This is a genomic window from Pseudoalteromonas lipolytica, from assembly GCF_003515105.1.
Lineage (GTDB): Bacteria > Pseudomonadota > Gammaproteobacteria > Enterobacterales > Alteromonadaceae > Pseudoalteromonas > Pseudoalteromonas lipolytica.
Genome location: NZ_CP032090.1, coordinates 3550580 through 3571760 on the forward strand (window position 1 = coordinate 3550580; position 21181 = coordinate 3571760).

The 21181-nt window shown below is 42.4% G+C and carries 12 protein-coding genes; 9 read left to right on the forward strand and 3 right to left on the reverse strand.

Going from position 1 to position 21181, the window contains the following annotated elements:
- Positions 1 to 3: 3 nt before the first annotated feature.
- Positions 4 to 1305, reverse strand: coding sequence for a GntP family permease (locus D0907_RS15985; protein WP_036973562.1), 1302 nt, complete (start codon positions 1303 to 1305; stop codon positions 4 to 6).
- A 294-nt stretch (positions 1306 to 1599) separates the two neighbouring features.
- Here D0907_RS15985 and D0907_RS15990 point away from each other — a divergent pair, with 294 nt between their 5' ends.
- From D0907_RS15990 to D0907_RS16025, 8 genes are all read left to right on the forward strand, one after another.
- On the forward strand, positions 1600 to 3891 hold the full coding sequence (locus D0907_RS15990; protein ID WP_036973565.1) for a TonB-dependent receptor: 2292 nt from the start codon (positions 1600 to 1602) through the stop codon (positions 3889 to 3891).
- 100 nt (positions 3892 to 3991) lie between these two features.
- Positions 3992 to 4654 (forward strand): response regulator transcription factor, encoded by a 663-nt coding sequence (locus D0907_RS15995; RefSeq protein WP_036973567.1) that lies wholly within the window; start codon positions 3992 to 3994, stop codon positions 4652 to 4654.
- 216 nt (positions 4655 to 4870) lie between these two features.
- Positions 4871 to 6355 (forward strand): serine hydrolase domain-containing protein, encoded by a 1485-nt coding sequence (locus tag D0907_RS16000; RefSeq protein WP_231387292.1) that lies wholly within the window; start codon positions 4871 to 4873, stop codon positions 6353 to 6355.
- 161 nt (positions 6356 to 6516) lie between these two features.
- Positions 6517 to 7794, forward strand: a complete 1278-nt coding sequence (locus D0907_RS16005; RefSeq protein WP_036973572.1) for an HlyD family secretion protein — start codon at positions 6517 to 6519, stop codon at positions 7792 to 7794.
- The gene (locus D0907_RS16010) at positions 7791 to 8546 is read left to right on the forward strand and encodes an ABC transporter ATP-binding protein (protein WP_036973573.1); all 756 of its coding nucleotides are present in this window, start codon (positions 7791 to 7793) and stop codon (positions 8544 to 8546) included. The genes D0907_RS16005 and D0907_RS16010 overlap by 4 nt, the downstream gene beginning before the upstream one ends.
- A gap of 1 nt (position 8547) precedes the next feature.
- A complete protein-coding gene (locus D0907_RS16015) occupies positions 8548 to 10998 on the forward strand; it encodes an ABC transporter permease (RefSeq protein WP_036973575.1) in 2451 nt (816 codons plus the stop codon).
- Between the two features lie 64 nt (positions 10999 to 11062).
- The gene (locus tag D0907_RS16020) at positions 11063 to 12439 is read left to right on the forward strand and encodes a sigma-54-dependent transcriptional regulator (protein WP_118844745.1); all 1377 of its coding nucleotides are present in this window, start codon (positions 11063 to 11065) and stop codon (positions 12437 to 12439) included.
- A complete protein-coding gene (locus tag D0907_RS16025; protein ID WP_118844746.1) occupies positions 12440 to 13729 on the forward strand; it encodes a sensor histidine kinase in 1290 nt (429 codons plus the stop codon).
- Here the strand turns inward: D0907_RS16025 and D0907_RS16030 are convergent.
- A complete protein-coding gene (locus tag D0907_RS16030; protein ID WP_118844747.1) occupies positions 13722 to 14240 on the reverse strand; it encodes a DUF2569 domain-containing protein in 519 nt (172 codons plus the stop codon). The genes D0907_RS16025 and D0907_RS16030 overlap by 8 nt on opposite strands.
- A gap of 207 nt (positions 14241 to 14447) precedes the next feature.
- Between D0907_RS16030 and D0907_RS16035 the strand changes: the two genes are divergently transcribed.
- Entirely contained in the window at positions 14448 to 17417 is a 2970-nt protein-coding gene (locus D0907_RS16035) for a DUF3857 domain-containing transglutaminase family protein (protein ID WP_118844748.1), read from the forward strand.
- Here the strand turns inward: D0907_RS16035 and D0907_RS16040 are convergent.
- Positions 17414 to 20863 (reverse strand): PAS domain-containing hybrid sensor histidine kinase/response regulator, encoded by a 3450-nt coding sequence (locus tag D0907_RS16040; RefSeq protein WP_118844749.1) that lies wholly within the window; start codon positions 20861 to 20863, stop codon positions 17414 to 17416. The genes D0907_RS16035 and D0907_RS16040 overlap by 4 nt on opposite strands.
- Between the last annotated feature and the right edge of the window lie 318 nt (positions 20864 to 21181).

Sequence of the window (21181 nt, forward strand, 5' to 3'; positions counted from 1 at the left end):
TCCTTAAAATAAAATAAAGAGTCCAAGTGCCAATGCCACACCTATGAGCGGAATAACCGCTGTTAGCGCTGCCATTGACCAATAAGCGCGTTGATGCGTTTCTTTACAGATAGCGCGTATGGTCGTTACCACATAGCCATTATGCGGCAAGGTGTCGAGTGCGCCCGAGCTAATTGCCACCACACGGTGTAGTTGCTCTGGGTTCACACCCATATCTAAATACCCAGGTGCGACAAGGGGTAATGCAATGGCTTGCCCGCCAGAAGCCGAACCAGTTAAACCCGCAATGACACTCACGGCAACCGCAGCCCCTACAAGTTCATTACCAGGCATATGCGTCATTACATCCACAGCAGCAGTAAACGCAGGTGACACCTTAGCCACCGCACCAAAACCAACAACTGCTGCGGTATTACCAATGGCGACCAATGCCCCGGTTGTGCCCACATTAATGGCATTCCCCATATCGTGAAAATGCTTAAAGTTAATAATCACAATACTTAACACCCCTCCCAGCAACGCAACGATCAATGCTGTTTGCTGTAACACATCGTGTAAAGTAAATGATAAAAGCAGTACCACAATCAAAGGGATCACACCCGTAATTGGGTGCGGGCGACGGCGTTCAATTATTACCGGGTCGTCATCACGCGCTTCAAAAGTTTCGCCATTAGCCACCGCTTTTTTGATCATTTTGTTTAACCAAAAATACCCTGCTATAGCCATGAAAATAGCCACCACTAAACTCACTTCCCATGCAGCATAAGGCGAGGTACCTAAGTGCTTCACGGGGATCCAGTTTTGGATTTCAGGTGAACCAGCCGAGGTCATGGTAAAGGTCACTGAGCCAAATGCGAGGGTCGCTGGAATAAAACGGCGCGGTAAATTGGCATCTTTAAACAAACTAAGTGCCATTGGGTAGACAGAAAACGCTACGATAAACACGCTAACGCCACCATACGTTAATACAGCACACGCAATCACCACAGCAAGCACCGCGTGCTTCATGCCTAGTTTACCCACAATATAACTTGCCACACTGTCTGCCGCACCCGTGTCTTCCATAAACTTACCGAATAAAGATCCCAGCAAGAACATAAAGAACCACGCACTTAAGAAACCAGCAAAGCCGTCCATATAGGCATTGATAAAGTTTGAGTCAGCCGACACAGGAAAAATAGCCATGCCACTACTGAGTGCGACAAGTAGCGCACAGATTGGCGCGGCAATAAATAAATTTACCCCACGCAACGTTAAAATGATCAGCAGTATTAAACCGCCTAACAGTCCTATCATGCTCAGCATAGACATTCCTATAATTATTGTTATTAAACAGATGAGGTGACATCGGAATAATGCATTCAGTCTTACCTTAAGCGCCAAAAAAAGACATAACACTAAGGTACTATCTGCTTTAAAAATAGCTTAAAAGCTTGATAAATAAAGGCCTATAGCGGGTATAGCACTATGGTACTAATTCATTTTTCGCAACTATCTTCTACATTAACTGACAGGTGACACGGGCAAATATTATGAGTCTTAGGCAACATCATCGTGAGTGGCCACAAGACAAATGACAACAATAACAAGGAATACAACATGATAAAGCTTAACCCAAAAGTCGCGCCACTTACTCTGGCAGTCTCCCTTGCTTTAGCAGGTGTGAATGCGCAAGCAGCTGATCAAGCAGAACCTGCAGCCAAGAAAGGTGAACTTGAACGCATTCAGGTAACAGCGCGTAAAACCGTTGAAAACCTACAAGAAGTACCTGTTGCAGTGACCTCAATTGGTGCTGAAGAGCTGGCTGAAAATGGCATATCAGTGATGACCGAAGTTCAGCAGTTTTCACCTAACACCACACTACAAGCAAGCCGTGGTACTAACTCAACCATTACTGCATTTATTCGTGGCGTAGGTCAGCAAGATCCACTGTGGGGCTATGAGCCTGGTGTCGGTATCTATATTGACGACGTCTATTTAGCGCGTCCACAAGGTGCGGTACTCGACCTACTAGACGTACAACAAATCGAAGTACTTCGTGGTCCACAAGGGACGCTGTATGGTAAAAATACCATTGGTGGCGCAATTAAGTATGTCACCAAAGAAATGAGCGGCGATGCCATGTTAAATGTGCAGGGCACAGTGGGTAGCTACAACCAAAAGGACCTTAAAATCACAGGTCAACTGCCTATTGTTGACGAAAAACTGTATGTGGGCTTTGGGTTTGCTACATTAAACCGTGATGGCTTTGGTGAGTTTTTAACCTCAGCACTTGATAACCAAGACCGCGAAAACTACAACAAAGATGTCACTGCAGCTCGTGTTACATTAGAATACACACCAACAGATGACTTATTCTTCCGCTTAGCGTGGGATAAAACAGAAGATAAATCGAACGCCAAAGGCGGCTACCGTTTACTACCAAGCTTACTCACGGATGCGCCAGTCCCCGACAGCGTATACGACTCATACACCAGCTTACCAACATGGAATAAAGTAGAGCTTGAGGGTTACAGCTTAACTGCACGTTGGGATATGAGCGACCGCACCAGTGTTAAATACATCGGTTCGAGCCGTGAAAGTTATTCACCAACCAATATTGACTTTGATAACACCTCACTGCCTATTTTTGACGTACCGGCTATTTACGATGACGAACAAACGACACACGAAATTCAACTAAACCATCAAGGCGATAACTACAAGTTGGTGTCAGGCCTTTACTATTACGATGGTGAGTCATGTGGTCAATTTGAGGCTATTTTAGGTGTGTTAGGTCAAAGCTTAGGCGCTGCGGGATTAACGCGTGAAGTAAGCGGCTGTAGTAATTCAAATAGTAAAGCAGCCTATATACAAGGCTCGATTGATTTGAGTGAAAAATGGTCAATGACATTAGGTGCGCGCTACACCAAAGACAGCAAAGAGGCCATTGTTAACAACGGCCTTGTATTTGACATTGTTTATCCTGAATCAGACTGGATCCCAGGTTATGTGCGCCCAGAAGGCCAGCTAGTCCCTACCGTACTTGATGATGAAGAAGAGTGGTCACGCTTTACACCTCGTGCAGGTGTTGAGTACCAATACTCAAACGACATTATGTTCTTCGCAAGTTATGCGCAAGGCTTTAAATCAGGCACATTCAACCCGCGTGCAACAACCGCAGAGCCAGCTGCACGACCAGAAATTGTTGATTCTTTCGAAATGGGTATGAAGAGCGAATGGAACAATAACTTACGTGCAAACGTCACCGTATTTACCCTTGATCATAAAGACCGCCAATATATTTCTGTACTACCGGGCGACAGTGCAGCTGATTTAAACCAACGTTTAGGTAACATTGGTGAATCTAAATCAGACGGTATTGAGCTTGAACTTAATTACGTAGCAACAGAATCACTCAGCTTTGATGCCTCAGTCGGTTATATCGACAGTAGCTTCGACAATGTTATTGATTACAATCCTGAAACAGGTGAAGCATTTGACAAGTCAGACCGCTTTAGCGTTTCAAATACGCCTGATTTAACCTTTAATTTAGGTGCAACATACCGTATGTACACTGAAATGGGTGACTTTGTCGTCAATGGTAATTACTACTACCGTGGTGATTATGCACTGTTCGAAGAAGACAGCCTATTAACGCAAGATGCTTACGGTATCTTCAACATGGGTGTGACATGGTACAGCACTGATGGTCATTGGACGGCGGGTCTTTACGGTAAAAACTTAACCGACGAAGAGTACATGATTGGGGGTTACCAATTCGTAGCACCTGATCCGAGCGACCCTACCGATACTAGCAAATACACCCCAGGTTTAGGGGGTGATAATACGCTAATCGGTTACTACGGCGACCCTCGCACTGTCGCTTTCACCGTAGGTTACCGTTTCTAAATCCTTGTGTGAGAAAGGTTTGCCTGATACTTCCCCTCAGGCAAACCTTGTTTCCAACTGTAAAATCACTTATAACATAACGCATTGGAGAATCGAGGGAATGTCTTTAGCTGTGAACACCATAATCGCCGATGATCATCCGTTATTTAGAAGTGCACTTCGTCAAGCGGCCGCAACATCTGTGCCTGAAGAACACATAAAAGAAACCAGTGATATTGATGGCTTATTTACATTATTAGCCGCTCACCCAGAAATTGAGCTGATTTTTTTAGATCTCACCATTCCTGGTGCAAATGGTCTGCAAGCCCTGTCGCAATTGCGTAATCACTACCCCGATATTTTAGTCATTATGGTCTCAGCCAATGAAACACCCGCCATTATTAAACAAGCAATGAGCCTAGGTGCAGCTGGCTATATTCCTAAGTCATCGTCTCTTGATGTGATCAGCGAAGCAATTAGTCATGTGCTAAATGGCGATACGTGGTTACCTCCTGAAGTTGATTTAACCGATGTGGTAATCAATGATGAGCAGAGTGAGTTTGCTCGTAACCTTGAAAAACTCACCCCACAACAATACCGCGTGCTGGCGATGATTGCCGATGGTTTACTCAATAAACAAATTGCTTTTGAAATGTCGATTCAAGAAACCACCATTAAACAGCATGTATCAGCCATTTTACGCAAACTCAATGTGTATAACCGTACTCAGGCAGGTATTTTATTTAATCAGCTTTCGCAGGTTGGTAAAATAGAAGACAACTAAAATAGAAGACAACGAGTACTGTACTAAACCCACATTAATAAACCACAGCAATAAACGCGACTCCCGTTTTTATTTAAAATTCCCATTAGTGGGAATTTACCTTCCGCATTAAAAACAAAAAACTATATATTTTAATAACTTAAACCTTGGCACACTCCTCGCTTATGTGTTCGTAAAAAGCATATACCGATAAAAATGAACGCTAAGGATAATCACGTGTACTCAACAAGCAAAAAGCTTAGACAAAAACTCATACTACAAACCATCACCTTTCTTACCATCACATTCAGTGCTTTTTCTGTGCATGCAGACGAACTCGACCAATGGATCGTTGAGTTAATGCAAAAAAGAAATATCCCAGGGTTGCAGCTAGCTGTCGTGCAAAATAATAAAATAACCAAAACTGCCAACTATGGCACTGCAAATATTGAAGATAATATTGCCGTTGATTCAACTACTTTATTTGCTATTAACTCAGTCACCAAAGCGTTTGTCGGCGTAGCCCTAATGCAACTGGTTGAGCAAAAGAAACTAACCCTTGATGCGCCTATTTCCACTTACCTACCAGACCTCCCTAAACAGTGGCACCCAATCACAACAAGGCAACTAATGAGCCACACGTCTGGTTTACCTGAGATTTTAAAAGATGGCATTGGTAATTTAATCTCCGATCAAGGCCCTGATCACGCGTGGCAACGAGTACAAACTATGCCATTAGAATTTAATACAGGTACTCGTTTTAAATATAACCAAACAAATTACGTTATTGTCGGTCAGCTTATTAACAAACTCTCAGGCATGCCTTTTCAGGAATTTATTCAAAAAAACCAGTTACAACAGGCCGAAATGAACAGAACAATTGAAGCAGGCTTTAACAACCTCAATAACGTCGTAAAACACTCAGCGAGACGATACGAAAACCAAGGCAATGACCTTTTAAACTCTAGAGAAGCGATTTTTTCTCCTCTATTGCAAACAGCCGCGGGCATGGCTTCTACAGCAACTGAGCTGGCACATTGGCTAATTGCATTACAAACAAATCAATTAATGGGGGCTGATAGTGTGCGCAAAATGTGGACCCCTACTCGTTTATTAAATGGCAATACGCAAGGGTTTAACCAACGTTTAAATGGCTATAGCCTCGGCTGGCCTGTAATGGCGAGAGAAGAACACCCTGCGATAGCTGCTGTAGGTGGCGATAGAGCAGGTGTGTTTGTTTACCCTGAAGATAATATGTCAATCGTCATTTTAACCAACTTAATTGGCGCACTTCCCTCGCAGTTTGTTGATGAAATTGCCGGTTTTTATATCCCTGAAATGAAACGTGAGAATGGCTTTGGTTTAAGCAAAAATCTTAAAAAACTATGGCAAGTACTTGAAGTTCAAGGCTATGAAAATGCAATTGAAGCAGCACACATATTGAGCCAAAAAGAGCACATCCAATTTGATGAAAAAAATATTAACCAGTGGGGCTATTCACTTATCAATCAAGATAAGCTCAATGAAGCATTAGCCATTTTTAAACTCAACACACACCTTTTCCCAAATAGCTACAATACCTTTGATAGCTTGGCAGAAGCTTACTGGTATTTGGGTTACCACAAACACGCAATCGCCAACTATAATCATGTGCTTACGCTACAACCTGATAACGCGCATGCGAAAAAGCAACTGGCTAAGCTTGCAAAATTAAATCAATAAACGCCGTTTTTATACGCTGTCCCACTTTTGATTTATTAATCCCGGAAGTGGGAATTTCCGCATTCACAAAAACATAAAAATCCATATAATTCATAAACTTAAATATTGGCATGTTCCTCGCTATTGTATTTATTAATTAAAAACACAATGAAACATAGCCAATGGATTTAGATAGCACCTTAAAACCTAGCAATAAGCCAAGTCAGCGTAAAAAGTTGATCATTGGCGTCTTAATTATAAGCACGTTGCTTGTAATGTGGTTGGTCAAATCATGGCTCGCCCCCACGACGCTCTTGGCCAAGCAACTGCAAATCGCCACCGTTAAAAAAGCCGATTTTATAGTGAAGATACGCGGTTTTGGTCGTTTAAAACCCAAATTCCAACGCTATTTAACCAATACCGATACTGCCATGGTCGAGGCTATCCATGTTTACCCTGGCACCTTAGTGACTAAAGACACGGTTATACTCAGCTTAATAAACCCGCAACAAGCACAACGTTTATCGGTTGCACGATTAGAACTCGCCCGCCAAAAAGCCAGTGTCAATGAGCAACAAATTAACCAGCAAAGTGAACTACTTGAACGCCAAGCTAACCTCGCGATTTTAAAAAGTGAATTACAAAGTGCAGAGCTTAGAGCCGATGCCGAAAGCAAATTAGTTGAGCAAGGTATTGTTTCAAGCTTAGATTACAAACGCAGTTTACTCAGTGTCGCACAACTAACCGAACGCGTTAACATCGAAAAGCAACGCCTTATGCAACTAAAAGAAATGCACCTACAGCGCGATAAAATTCAGCAAGAGTTATTAAGCCAATTTGAGCTGAATTATCAGGTAGAACAACACGCATTTGATGAACTGCAAATCAAAGCTGGTATCGATGGCATGCTGCAAGAGCTCAATGTAGAACTTGGACAAAACCTCATGCCGGGCACCCGCCTTGCTGTTGTGGGTTCAAATAAAGCACTCAAAGCTGAGCTCAGTGTACAGCAAGCCGATGCAGAAAAAGTGGCACTTAATATGACAGCTAAAGTAAACACCTTTAGCCAAGCGGGTCAGGGAGAAGTAAGCGCTAAAGTGACCCGAATTGACCCTATCGTGACCGACGGTCGCGTGATCATAGAACTTGATTTAGAAGGGACGCTGCCTGCCAATGCTCGACCCGACTTAAGCATCGAAGGCTATGTAGTGAGTAATATCATCCCCGATGCATTAACCATTAATGTACCGCAAAGAGCAACGGCGCACAGCCATGCCACTCTTTTTAAACTCAATCCAAGTACTCAGTTAGCAGCGCCAATTAATATCGAATTTGGTACACTCAGTGACAACCAAATTCAACTTTTGAGCGGCGCCACTGAGGGCGAACAGCTGATCATTTCAGATCTTTCTAAATGGCAGCATTTGGCAACAATAAAAATCGAACAGGACAGTTTATGAAAACCAATACGCTTATCTCATTAAACAATATCGCCAAAGTCTATCGCGGCCAAAATGTTGAAACCTATGCATTAAAAAACATCAGTCTGAACATTAATCAAGGTGACTATATTTGCATTAGCGGCCCCTCTGGCTGTGGTAAATCAACGCTGCTTTCACTACTGGGCTTGCTTGATAGCCCTACAGGTGGCGACTATTTCATTAAAGATGTCGACACTAAAACCCTCGATATGGATAAACAAGCAGAGTTGAGAAATCTACATATTGGCTTTATTTTTCAGTCGTTTAATTTAATTGATGAACTATCTGTATTCGATAACGTTGCACTACCTCTCACCTATAGAGAGCCCGCAATGAGCCAAAACGACATTGAAGCGGCAGTAAAGCAAGCACTCGATGAAGTAGAAATGGGCCACCGTGCTCAGCATAAACCCAATCAATTATCGGGTGGTCAACAGCAGCGCATTGCTATCGCCCGTGCGCTGGCTGGTAAACCCAGCATTCTATTAGTGGATGAGCCAACGGGTAACTTAGACTCAAAAAATGGTGATGCGGTTATGGACTTGCTCGATGAGCTAAATAAAAAAGGCACCACGATTTGCATGGTTACCCACGACTTACGTTACGCAGGACGTGCCAAAACCCAGCTAAAACTACTCGATGGCGAAATTATTTCCTACTCAGAGGCGCGTCAAGCCTCAGATCACTTAGCAGCCACTGAACACAATGAAGAAAGTGCAGAGGTGATCTAACATGAAACTAACCAAAATACGCACTCAATTGAGTTTAGCGTGGGCATCTCTAATGAATGCTCCCGGCTTTGTAACGGCGGTTATCGCAACATTGGCACTCACCCTCGCCACCTTGTTTGTGGTACTCAGTTTAGTAAACAGCTACTTTTTAAAGCCACTAGATGTCTACGATGAAAATCGCATGGTGGTCGTTGAACAATCCCTTACTTATGATGACTACGACGCCACCGGCTTTCAAAGCTATCAGTCGATGGTGCATTGGCTCAAGCATAATCAAAGCTTCGAGCAAAGTATGATGATCAATGCTGGCGAGGAAATCTTTGCCAACCTCGATGGCCAACCAAAAGAACCGGTACTTTATGTGGGCGGCAATTATTTTGACTTGTTGCACACCCCATTCATACTAGGGCAAGGTTTTGACCTTGGCGAAACACTAGAAACACCCGACGATCGCGTAGTGATTTCAGCCAACTTTTGGCGCAAGCATTACAGCAGCGATCCGAATATTATTGGTAAGACACTCTCAGTAATGGCCGGTAAAACCGATTATGTTCACCGTATCGTGGGGGTTGTTGATGATTCATTTAGCCCACCTTATATGTTTAAAGCAAGTGATGTTGAAGTGTGGTTTCCATCAAGCGCCGACCGTCGTTTTTTTCACAATGAAGACTGGCAAAGCCCGTGGACAAACACCTTTAAAAACTTAAAGCTAATTGCCGTTTTAAAACCCGGCGTAACAATTGAGCAAGTTAAAGTCGACTTAAAACAACAAATTGACACCATAAAATCAGAATGGCTCAACAATGGCGGCATTACCGATGTAAAACCCGAAGTAACCGCCTATCGCGACGTTGAATTAGGCAAAAATGATGACTTAAGCTTAATGATGCTTGCAGGAGCCGTGGGCTTATTAATCATTGCGGTGCTGAACGTCAGTACTTTATTTTTCTCGCGTGCGCTGGCGCAACATAAAACCCTCGCTTTGCAAGCAGTGCTCGGTGCTAAACGAAAAACCTTGTTTAATAGCATATTCTTACAGTCACTGATTCTAATGACTTTGTCGGTCAGTATTGCACTGTTTTTAGCAGTCTGGGGCATTCGCTTATTTAAAGTATTGGCCGAAGGGCGTTTACCCTTGGTTAATAGCCTTGCTGTTGATAGTACACTGGTGATCGTTGCAGTGCTTTTATGTATTGCACTTGCCACTATTTTCTCACTGATAACAGCGCGTTTAGTGAATTACAAAACCCTAAACACGCAAATGCAGAACAGTGGTAAAGGCGGGGTATCACAAGTATCTGGCCGTACGGTACGCATTTTAATTGGCTCACAAATGTTTGTTGCCGCTCTACTCGTTAGCTTTTCGGTAATGGTTGTAAGCAAAGCCCTCGGTACGATTAACCGCCCTTTAGGCAGTGACACTGAGAACCTCTATTTTGCCAACCTGTTCCAGCCAAATAATCAAATGTCATTGGCTGAGCGCTACGAACACATGCTGCAATACAAGCAAGTTTTACTTAATAGCGAAGGCATTGAAGATGTGGCTCTCGGTCACAGCCCGGTGTCGCCAAGACAAAACGCCAATACCCTGACTGATGTTAATGGTAAAAGCTCAATTTTCTTCCCAAGTCAGTGGGTGGGGCCTGATTACTTTGCTTTAGTTAACACGCAAATTCTTGCGGGGCGCACTTTTACTGAGCAAGCAATACGCGGTGAAACCAACGAGATACTGGTGTCACAAAGCGTGGCAGAAAACTTATTACCCGATCAAGATTATCGCAATATTATTGGTAAATCTTATCAAGGCCTGGAAGAAAAAATGTTTGAAGTGGTCGGCGTAACCGAAGACTTTAATCACCCAAAATACTACGACGAGTCGTTTGGCCGTCATATTTGGTGGCCGGCCCAGCCGTATAGCTATATGTTCACAATTAAAGCCTCTGAAGGCGTCAAGCTGACCAATAAACAAATACTTAATACACTAAAAGAAAAGAACAGCGACTTAACCATGTGGCAGTTTAATGACTTACAACACGAGTATGACAATTTACTGTATATGAGCCGACTAACTGTGGTTCTGTGTAGTACCTTAGCGCTATTTACTCTATTATTAGCGGCAATCGGTATTTTTGGGGTACTGAGCTACAACCTTGGTCTGCGCCGTTATGAATTCGGTATACGCATGGCTTTAGGTGCTAAAAAAGCACGTTTATTCAAACTGATGAGTGTTGAAGCGATTATCCCTGTTTTAATTGGTTTTAGTGTCGCGTTGGCTGCTGTGATTGCTGGTTTTTACTTATTACAAGGGCAGCTAATGTCTTGGCTGGTACTTGATGTAAGGCTGCAATTACTCGCTTGGAGCATTACCTTATGTATTGCCCTATTCGCTTGCTTTAGGCCTTTGGTTTTACTGCTTAAAGCAAAACCTATGGCTGCACTGCGTAACGATTAACAGCACAAAACGGTGGCTTAAGTGCTAACTTAAGCCACATCAACAGGACAAAAAGAAAAACATCATGGACAAAATCTTAGTCATTGACGATCAAGCTGATGTGCGTCTGGCTGCAACCGTTGCATTACAACAACTCGGCTTACAATGCCTTGAAGCGGAAGGCCCTGAACACGCTTTTGACGTGTTGAAATCAGAACATATTAGCTTAATTTTACTCGACATGAACTACAAACTCGACACCACATCGGGTGAGGAAGGACTGCGTTTTTTAAAGCAACTAAATACGTTAGGTTCAACCATTCCCGTGATCGTAATGACGGCGTGGGCAAGCATTGATGTCGCCGTTAAAGCCATGCAATTAGGCGCGGTCGATTTTGTCGAAAAGCCATGGAATAATTTGCGCTTAACAGCGGTGGTGCAACAGCAGTTAAAACTAAAACAAAGCCACCATGATAATGCCTGCTTAAAAGCACTTACCAATAACACACACGCTAGCTATATAGCCCATTCTGAGGTAATGCAACAACTACTCGCCAAAGCAGAGCGCGCCGCAAAAACCGATGCCAGTATTTTAATTACCGGCGAAAATGGCACAGGCAAAAGTTTACTGGCCAATTATATCCACCAGCATTCTATACGCAGTGACAAACGCTATGTAAGCGTAAATATAGGCGCCATTGCGCCATCACTCTTTGAAAGCGAATTATTTGGCCATAAAAAAGGGGCGTTTACTGACGCCAAAGAAGATCGCTTAGGGCGTTTTGAAATTGCCGAAGGGGGCACTTTATTTCTTGATGAGATAGCCACTTTGAGCCTTGAACTACAAAGCAAAATGCTGCGCGTGCTCGAAAGCAAAGAATTTGAGGTATTAGGTTCAAGCCAGACCAGAACAGCCGATGTTCGGATTATTTCGGCAACCAACTCAGAACTTGCAACGGCGATTGAGCAAGGTGAATTCCGCCGTGATTTACTGTTTAGACTCAACACCATTGAGCTACATATTCCTGCGCTTCGCGACAGAAAAGCGGATATTGCCCCCTTAGCGGAGCATTTATTACTCACTCATGGTAAAAAATACCAACGTTCAAATATGTCGTTAAGTAACTCAGCCATCGAGGCATTAGAACAATACAGTTGGCCGGGTAATATTCGTGAACTGAGCCACTGCATTGAACGTGCTGTGATCATGAGTGACAACATCAATATTCAAGCAAGCGATCTCATTTTAGATCAACCTAGCTGCGAGCAACCTATTAACAGTGCAGATAAAACGCTGCCCTTATTGCCTCTTGAAGAGCTTGAAAAACAGATGATTCAAAAAGCGCTGCTGCAATTTAATGGCAATGTGATTGCTGCTGGCGAATTTTTAGGGTTAAGTAAATCAGCTATTTATCGTCGCATTGATAAACACCAACTTGACCTAAAAGAAGTAGATCGTTAAATGGGTGCAAAGCTGTCGTTAGAGAAGCGTGTAAAACGTTATTATTCTGTGGTGTTAATTGCTCTATTCACACTGGGCATCGCACTCACATTGAGCCTAAAGCTCGACTGGTTCGCCAGCATTAGTCTACTGCTGCCTTTTATTGGCGTAAGCGCATTCGCATTAATTAAAAGCTACCGTCTGATCACCGATGTCGTAGAGCGTTTTGGTTTACAGCTTGACGCACTCGCCAACGACGAGAGCAATAGCTGGCATTTAGCTTTTTATGAAAGTGGCCGAGTTGCCTCACTCAAAAACGACTTTGCTAAGCTGAGCGATAAAATAGCGAAAAACAAACGCCACTATATGCAAACCGAAGAGTTTGTATTTGAGTTTGCGAGCATGCTAGATTTACCCATTGTGATATTAGACCCACATAGCTTGGTATATTTTAGCAACCGTGCTTTTTTAAACAGTATACAAAATAGCAATATAGAAGGTAAAACTGCCAGTGAGCTGGGGTTAACACTTCAAGACGGGCAATGGCAGCAGCAAAAAAGCGCCCCCTTTACACAGCGCTTTCAGATAGCCTCTCAAACTTTTTGGCGGGCTGGCAGAAGCTTTGAATTACTGACCTTTTTTTCTATCGAGAAACAACTTCGCGAAAACGAGCAGCTTGTCTGGCAGCGCCTCATTCGGGTATTAAATCACGAAGTTCGTAACTCCCTCACCCCGATTTATTCAATGAGCCAATCGCTGCAAACCATGAAGCGTCAGGGACAAATAAGCAATCACGATGATCTTGCTCAAGATATGCTGCAAGTCATCGAAAAACGCGCCCAGCACTTGTTAGACTTTGTGAGCAGTTACAGCGCCTTTGCAAAACTACCACCTGCAAACAAACAACCGATAAGCAACGAGCAATTAAATACGCGTTTAACAGCTATCTTCCCTGAACTCGTTATAAATAGCAGCGAAAAGCTGCATTTTAGTGCCGATTTAGGGCAACTCGAACAAGCCTTAATCAACCTGATAAAAAATGCATTTGAAGCAGGTAGCAATTCTGCTCCTAGCCTCACTTGGTCAAGACAAGGTGATAACTTAAATATTGAAATTAGAGACCAAGGTTGTGGCATTCAAAACCCCGACAACCTATTTGTGCCATTTTACTCAACCAAAGCTAACGGCACAGGCATAGGACTGATAATCACCCGCGAACTAATACGCAATCAAGGTGGCGAGCTTACTTTAACGTCGCAGCCAGCGCACGGAACGCAAGCAAAAGTGAGCGTGCCCTGCAGCACTATTTAACAAATGTTGCTTTAACACGCTGAGATAAAAGCATATAGGGGCCCCAAATTAAGGCTTGAATAACTCCCCTTATCAGCATAGTTTTCATTTCACTATCAAAAATGGTGACACTCGGCACAAGTAAGCTCACAACAAAAGCATCAAGCACTATAAATGCGAGGCCGCCGAGTAAAATAGCTAAATACCAGCTAACAAATGCTTTTTTATGCTTAAAGAACAACACAATCAAATAAAGTGATGCAAAAAATAATGTAACATTAAAGAGTATCTCAATAATTAAAAGAGGCTCCCACAACGGGTGATACATATCACCAAATTGTGAGGTTAATCTTTGCCACATATCAGTAGTAAAGATAGGTTTAAATATGTTGATACTTTCATAAAAAACCCGAAGTGGGCTGATAACCACTCCAATAGCAACCAGAATCAGCCAACCTTTTATACCGACTAAATCCTTATCTCCTTGAACATCGGCTGTTTGAGTCGCGCTTTGTTGTTTAACCTCTTCCATGACATCTCCTTTTTATTATTTTTTCACTATACGCCGATTTTTGAAGAATCCTATTTCCACCTCACACTATTTAAACATCATCCACTCTTCATTTTCACCAAATGCCTTTATAACTAAAAAAGAGACAAAAAAGGCTAATTTTGGTTGGCTAATACTGTTTATTTCAGTAATTTGTCATATAAAACTAAACGTAATTAGAAAATAATAATGAAATGGACGCACCTATACCTCACGTTATCATCGCTTTTTTTACTTTTTATAAGCTGCTTGGTAGTTGCTGATGATTACCAGGTTACGCCAGCGGATAGCTGGGTCAAACAGCATGAACTACTAACACCGAATATCCCCAATGAGCATATTAAAGATGGGACCTTCTATCTTATGCTCGATACACAGTTTAAGGTGACTGAACAAGCACCACAGCAACGCTTTACTCGAACGGTTATGCAAGCTGCCAATCAATCTGGAGTAGATTATATTAGTCAACTCAATATTGATTTTGACCCTAGTTATCAATCACTTTCGCTCAATAGTTTAGGGATTATCCGTAATGGTGAATATATAGACAAACTGGGTAGTGCTCAGCGACAGGTTTTACAACGTGAGACCGACCTAGCAAGTCGAATATACAATGGCACATTAAGCCTAAATATCATTATTGATGATATGCGGGTAATGGATATATTAGATTACAGCTATACGATTTCGGGCAGCAATCCAGTTTATCAACACTTTAGTACAGCGAGAACTCTTAATTGGTCTGTGCCTGTCGTGCAGCAATTTATGCGGGTTCTATGGCAAAAGCCAAACCCTTTACACATCAACTTTGTCAATGGCGAATCAACTCTTATCAGTACTCCCCTAAATATAGGATTTGACTACCAAATAAACCAACACAATGAACCTACAATGATCTCAGCAAGTGAAGTACCTTATTGGTACTCACCGTATAAACAAGTTTATTTCTCTGAAGTTAATAACTGGCAAGAGGTCATCGATTGGTCACTGCCACTTTACCAATCAGCCATTGAAATTAGCCCTGCTATTGAAACTATTACTCGTCAAATCAAGTTGCAGCATACTGATTTAGAGTCACAAATAGTTGCAGCACTGCGTTTCAGTCAAGACGAAGTTCGTTACTTGGGGCTCGAAATGGGCACCAACTCGCATCGGCCAACTCCGGCATCAGAAACCCTTGCACTGCGCTATGGTGATTGTAAAGACAAAACAGTACTGCTTATTTCATTGTTAAAAGCACTGGGCGTTGACGCCTATCCAGCATTGGTAAATACAGAAGAAACAAAGCGTTTAGCGAGGTTACCTGTCGCCCCAAACTTATTTGATCACGTCATTGTCACCCTAGAGCACCAAGGGAAGCGCTATTGGCTTGATCCTACCACGTCATATCAACGCGGCGACTTAGCGCATTTAGCACAACCAAACTATGGCGTGGCTTTAATCGTTAAAGAAGGTGAAACAGGCTTTACAGACATGCTTACTAAGCCTCTGGTCAAGCGTGTTCAAGTCTTTGATAGCTACTCAATCCCCGAAAAGGTAGATGATGCCACCCACTTTACAACTCGCTATGAATACGGCGATTATGAAGCGATAAGCCGCCGTAGTTCAATAGCAAAAAATAGCCTTAAAAGCACAGAAGATGATTACAGAGAATATTATCAAGACTCTTTCAAAGGTTTAAAAACAGCTAAACCCATGACCGTAGATACCCTTGATGACACAGGTCAACTAATTACAAATGAATACTACACAATTGATAATTTCTGGAAACCTGACAATAAAGGCTATCGCAACGATTTTTATGCCAGCGAAATTCAAAACAGCGTTTATAAACCAGAACAGCTAGAGCGTAATGCACCCATGTGGTTTCGGTATCCAAATGATATTGAAACAACAATTCAAATCGCATTCTCAGAGCCTAATTGGGAATTTGAGGAAGAACAACTCAGTATCGACAATCCCTTTTTCCATCTGGAAAAACGCGTTACCTTCAAAGACTCTATACTTACCCTTTACTTTGATTACAGTGCGAAGCAAGACCATATTCCTGCAGACCAAATAGAGCAATACCTCAACGCGCGGAAAAAACTAATTAACGAAACGCAATATGGCATTATCAAATATGTTACTAACACTGCGACTACCATGCAGGTAGATGAAGAAACCAATTGGTATAGCGTTTTTATTTTAAGCTACTTAGCGGCAATCATCTTTTTCATCGCGGCTTGGCGTTTTGAAGTTCGAAAACGTCCAGAATTTGAAGGTACGCAGTTCTACCCTGTCAGTAACAGTAAGTTTGTTATTTACAGCTTATTCAGCTTAGGAATATTCATTAACTACTGGAGCTATCGCAACTGGAAAGCGATAAAAGAGCAACAACAAAGCCATATAATGCCGATTGCCCGAGGTATATTTGCACCACTGTTTTTTATTCCGTTGTTACTTGAGCTTTGCAAGCACAGCGAACAAACCTTTGGCAAAAATAAGATCATGCCCGTCGCGGTTGGGTTCGTGTTATGGCTGGCGATTATCATTTCTGAAGTCGTAAGCTATAACTGGGAATATGGTACCTGGCTGTTTTTAGTTACGCCTGTTTTATGGTTGCCTCTAGTTAATTACATTCAAAACCTCAAGCAACCTGAACAAGCTCTTGAGTATCACTCTCAATGGCGAGCAAGGCAGGTTATCATTTCGATATTCATGTTGCCTTGGCTATTTTATGGCTTAATTTATGAGCTATATTTGTTGCCAAATTCAACCATAGTAACCGGCGATAAGCTATGGTCGTATCAAGTTAACTTTTTAAAACGAAAAGAGATCATCCCAGCAAATGAGAATGTGCAATACTTTTATAGTGATGCCTTTGTTGATTTTAAAACTGATGGAAACGGCATAACTGAAAACACCATTTTTAGTTACTGGGAAAATGAGCACGGTGTGCTTGAGAAAGATCAGCGCCGCTTTAGTGACATTAAAAAGCTCAACGTTGATTATGCTAAAAGCGCCCTACTAACCACCACGCTAACGGTCATTGACCACAATGGTGATGAAATGCTGTTATTTTTGAGCCATGAAGATGACTTAGATAAGAAGTTTGTCGCTGAGGTAGAGCGCTTAATTAAAGCCAATACCCCAGCAACTGAGCAAAACGCAGATTAAGTCAGTCGCTTAATCATACGCTTTAATGCGGGCGCTTTCAGTGGCTTATAAAGCAACGGATAGCCCGCATCGAGCACTAACTCGCGTATACCCTCGTCATGGTTTGCGGTATTTACAATTGCAGGCAGTGTTGTTAAGCCTGCTTGCTCTATGACCTCAAGACCCGTAACACCATCATCAAGTTGATAATCAATGATCAGCAACTGCGGCAAGGGCTGCTCAGCTTTTAATTGTTCCAGCTCAGCTAAGTTAGTTGCCGTAGAGATTTCGCATCCCCAGTTTTCAAGTAACTGCTTTAATGCCTCTAATACATTACTATCGTTATCCAGCAGCCAAATTCTTAATTGCCCAAGTTCTGTTTCTTGCGATATTTCAGCATGTTGCGCCTGCTTTGGTGCAGTGCTAACTTTGCACGGTAAGGTTAAAGTAAACTGTGTACCTTTGCCCAGCTCAGAGCCCATTACGAGCGGTATTTTTAATAAGTCGCAAATACGTTTTGTAATGGCAAGGCCTAACCCAAGTCCTTCAGCACTCGGTTTAACACCCAACTGCTTAAACTCTTGGAATATGGTGTGTTGATCACCGGCAGCAATACCAATCCCTGTATCTTCAACAATAAACGATACATGGTCATCATCGTGATGCATTTTCAGGCGAACTTCGCCGTGCTCCGTATAACGAATTGCATTACTGAGTAAATTGCGAAGCACACGACGCAATAATGCTTTGTCTGTATGCAAACGGACATCACATGTTTCTAAAATGAACTTTAACCCTTTGTCACTTGCTAACGCTTCGTAATCATTGCGCAATGGTTCAACCAAACTACTGATGGCAAATTCACTCATTTGCACTTTAAATGATCCCGAATCAAGTTTAGTTAACTCTAAAATACTCGATAACAATTCTTCAGCACTGCCGAGCGAATTCTTAATATTCATTGCCAGTTCTTTAAGTTCTGTGTCTTGGGCTTTTTCATTCATTAAGGAACAAAATAAGCTCGCAGCATTAAATGGCTGTAATAAATCATGGCTGGCAGCTGCAAAAAAGCGCGTTTTACTGACGGTTGCTTGCTCGGCGACTTGTTTTGCCATTGATAGCTCTTGGTTCGCTTGAGTGAGTGCTAAGGTCCGTGCCGCCACTTTTTCTTCAAGGCTCACATTGGCCTCTGTGAGTGCTTTTTGTTGTTTTACAAATTCAGTAATATCTGTGTAAGTCGTTACAAAGCCACCACCTGGCAGCGGATTACCTTGCATTTCAAACACGCGGCCATCATTGTGTGAGCGCTGATATTTATACGCACTGCCTTGGCGCAAATACGCCAAGCGTTTTTCAACTTCACTGGTCATACTTTCACCGCTAAACAAGCCGCGCTCAGCATTAAAGCGAATAATATCGGCAACCGGACGACCGATATACAAGGCATCATCTGGGTAAGCAAACATGTTTTTGTAGCCTTGATTCCAAGCAACTAAACGCAGTTCACTGTCGACTACACTGATACCTTGTTGAATATTTTCTATGGTTGATTGCAACAGGTCACGATTAAATTTCAATACTTGGCTTGCTTCATCAACAAATTCAGCAACTTGCTCAAGAGGTTGGCGCTGCTCATTTTTGGCAACATCCAAAATAAGCCGTGCTGAAGCGCCCCCGATGACCGCCGACATTTCACGCTCTACGAGTAACTCAAGTTCAACATTTGCGGGCCGCTTCCATTTACTTTTATCTTCAGGAAAATAGTGATTTACCAGCGATTGCCCCGCTTCTTTTTCAGCAAAGCGCTGCAATAAAGCCCCTAAATCGTGATAACTTAAAGGCTGCAAATGGTTACTTACACGAGATTCATTTCCTTGAGCAACAAACTTATTACTTTGTAAACGCTCAGCCAGTGTTGCACGACTAAACAGAGGCACCAAAAAGTACACCAAACAATTCGCACCCAACGATAACAATAAAGCCTGACTGATACTTTCAAGACCCAGCGAAAATAAATCAGTCGGTGCAAGCCAGTTAATGTGCCAAGGGCCATCAACCAACCATTGGCTATCGTTACCTAATCCGCCCGCTAAATTGGGCAGTAATAACGTGTAACCCCAAATAATAAAACCACTCAAAATACCCAGTTGTGCACCCCGGCAAGACGCTTGTCGCCACCACAAACCAATGATCATGGCCGGTGAAAATTGGGCGACCAACGTAAACGACATCAAACCAACATTAGCTAAGGTAGTGCTTTCGCCTAAAACCCGATGCGTGAAGTAACTTAATAATAAAATCAGTACGATAACGATTTTACGCGCATGCAAAAGGTTATTTTTATCCAAGCCTCGGCTACTCGACGTGAGTTGTGAGCGGCGTAAAATGAACTGGTTAATAAAGTCATTGGTGATCATCACCGAGAGTACAATTGCCGACACAATCACCATACTCGTCGCCGCTGAAAAGCCGCCTAAAAAGGCCAACAATGCAACAAAGGCATCGTCTGCGGCCATGGGTAATGCCAATACAAAGGTATCGTAGCCTACGTCTTGTCCTTGAAAATAAATAAGCCCGGCATACGCAATCGGCAAAATAAACAAGTTGATAAGTAATAAGTAAATAGGAAACAGCCAACGTGCTGAAGCCAGTTCTTTATCGTTATTTTTTTCAATAAAGCTCATATGAAACTGACGTGGTAAGCACAAGGTAGCCAAAATACCCAAGAGAGTATGTGCAACATACACATAGGTCGGACTCTTTGAAGCCGCAACTTGTTGGTCAATATTTAATTGTTGTGCCGTTTCAAAAAGAGCGATGGGACTGTCGAATAAAACGAAGCATACGTATAAACCAACCGCTAAAAATGCCAGAAGTTTCACCACCGACTCAAAGGCAATACTGGCGATTAAACCGGGGTTATGTTCACTGGGTTTTAAGCGTCTTGCACCAAATAAAATTGCAAATAACGCCAACAAGAGCGTGATATAAAAAGTGCTGTCGGCCCATACCTCACTGCTTTGTGTCACTGCTCGGTCGGTTAGTAAATTAATACTTTGTGCGGTCGCACTGAGTTGCAACGAAATATACGGTACAATAGCAATCACAGAAATTAGCGATATTAAGCCCGACAAGCTTGATGATTGACCATAACGAGTCGCGATAAAGTCAGCCATGGAAGTGATTTTTTGCTGTCTACAAATATGGGCAATTCGGCAGTAAATCTGCCAGCCAAAAATAAACAGCAGAATCGTGCCAGCGTACGTTGGAGCTAACCACCAGCCGTTATAAGCTGCTTGCGCCGTAGTGCCAAAAAAAGCCCACGACGTACAATACACGCCCAACGACAAACCATAAGTTAAGCCTTTAAAAGGCAACACCTTTCTTTTATCAGCCCAGCCTGCAACAGCAAATAAAATTGCTAAATAAACAATCGCAAGTAGGCTTATTGACCAAATTGAAAACATCGCATGTGATTTTTTTAATTATTATGACACCAGCATAGTTTTTATTGGCGCTAATTTACAGCCTAACTTTAGTGCTAATGCGTGTAATAGCTATACTTTGAAGAAAATAAAAATTAAATGAGAATTATTTGCAATAGAGTGTTGACAGATATCTAAATCTAATTGATAATCAATATCAACAAGACGGAAAAAGCATTACGGATTGTAATAGCTGTTCGCTTAATTACGTATTTTGGCGAATTGTTATCGGAATAAACTGATTTGTTTCTCGACCCTGAAACACGTGTGGCCCACGATAAAGCTAAGATCACTTGTTGC

Coding starts and splice junctions, on each gene's coding strand:
- D0907_RS16040 (WP_118844749.1), bottom strand. CDS start 20,863: ATGTTTTCAATTTGGTCAATAAGCCTACTTGCGATTGTTTATTTAGCA.
- D0907_RS16030 (WP_118844747.1), bottom strand. CDS start 14,240: ATGGAAGAGGTTAAACAACAAAGCGCGACTCAAACAGCCGATGTTCAA.
- D0907_RS15985 (WP_036973562.1), bottom strand. CDS start 1,305: ATGCTGAGCATGATAGGACTGTTAGGCGGTTTAATACTGCTGATCATT.
- D0907_RS16035 (WP_118844748.1), top strand. CDS start 14,448: ATGAAATGGACGCACCTATACCTCACGTTATCATCGCTTTTTTTACTT.
- D0907_RS16025 (WP_118844746.1), top strand. CDS start 12,440: ATGGGTGCAAAGCTGTCGTTAGAGAAGCGTGTAAAACGTTATTATTCT.
- D0907_RS16005 (WP_036973572.1), top strand. CDS start 6,517: ATGGATTTAGATAGCACCTTAAAACCTAGCAATAAGCCAAGTCAGCGT.
- D0907_RS16020 (WP_118844745.1), top strand. CDS start 11,063: ATGGACAAAATCTTAGTCATTGACGATCAAGCTGATGTGCGTCTGGCT.
- D0907_RS16015 (WP_036973575.1), top strand. CDS start 8,548: ATGAAACTAACCAAAATACGCACTCAATTGAGTTTAGCGTGGGCATCT.
- D0907_RS15995 (WP_036973567.1), top strand. CDS start 3,992: ATGTCTTTAGCTGTGAACACCATAATCGCCGATGATCATCCGTTATTT.
- D0907_RS16010 (WP_036973573.1), top strand. CDS start 7,791: ATGAAAACCAATACGCTTATCTCATTAAACAATATCGCCAAAGTCTAT.
- D0907_RS15990 (WP_036973565.1), top strand. CDS start 1,600: ATGATAAAGCTTAACCCAAAAGTCGCGCCACTTACTCTGGCAGTCTCC.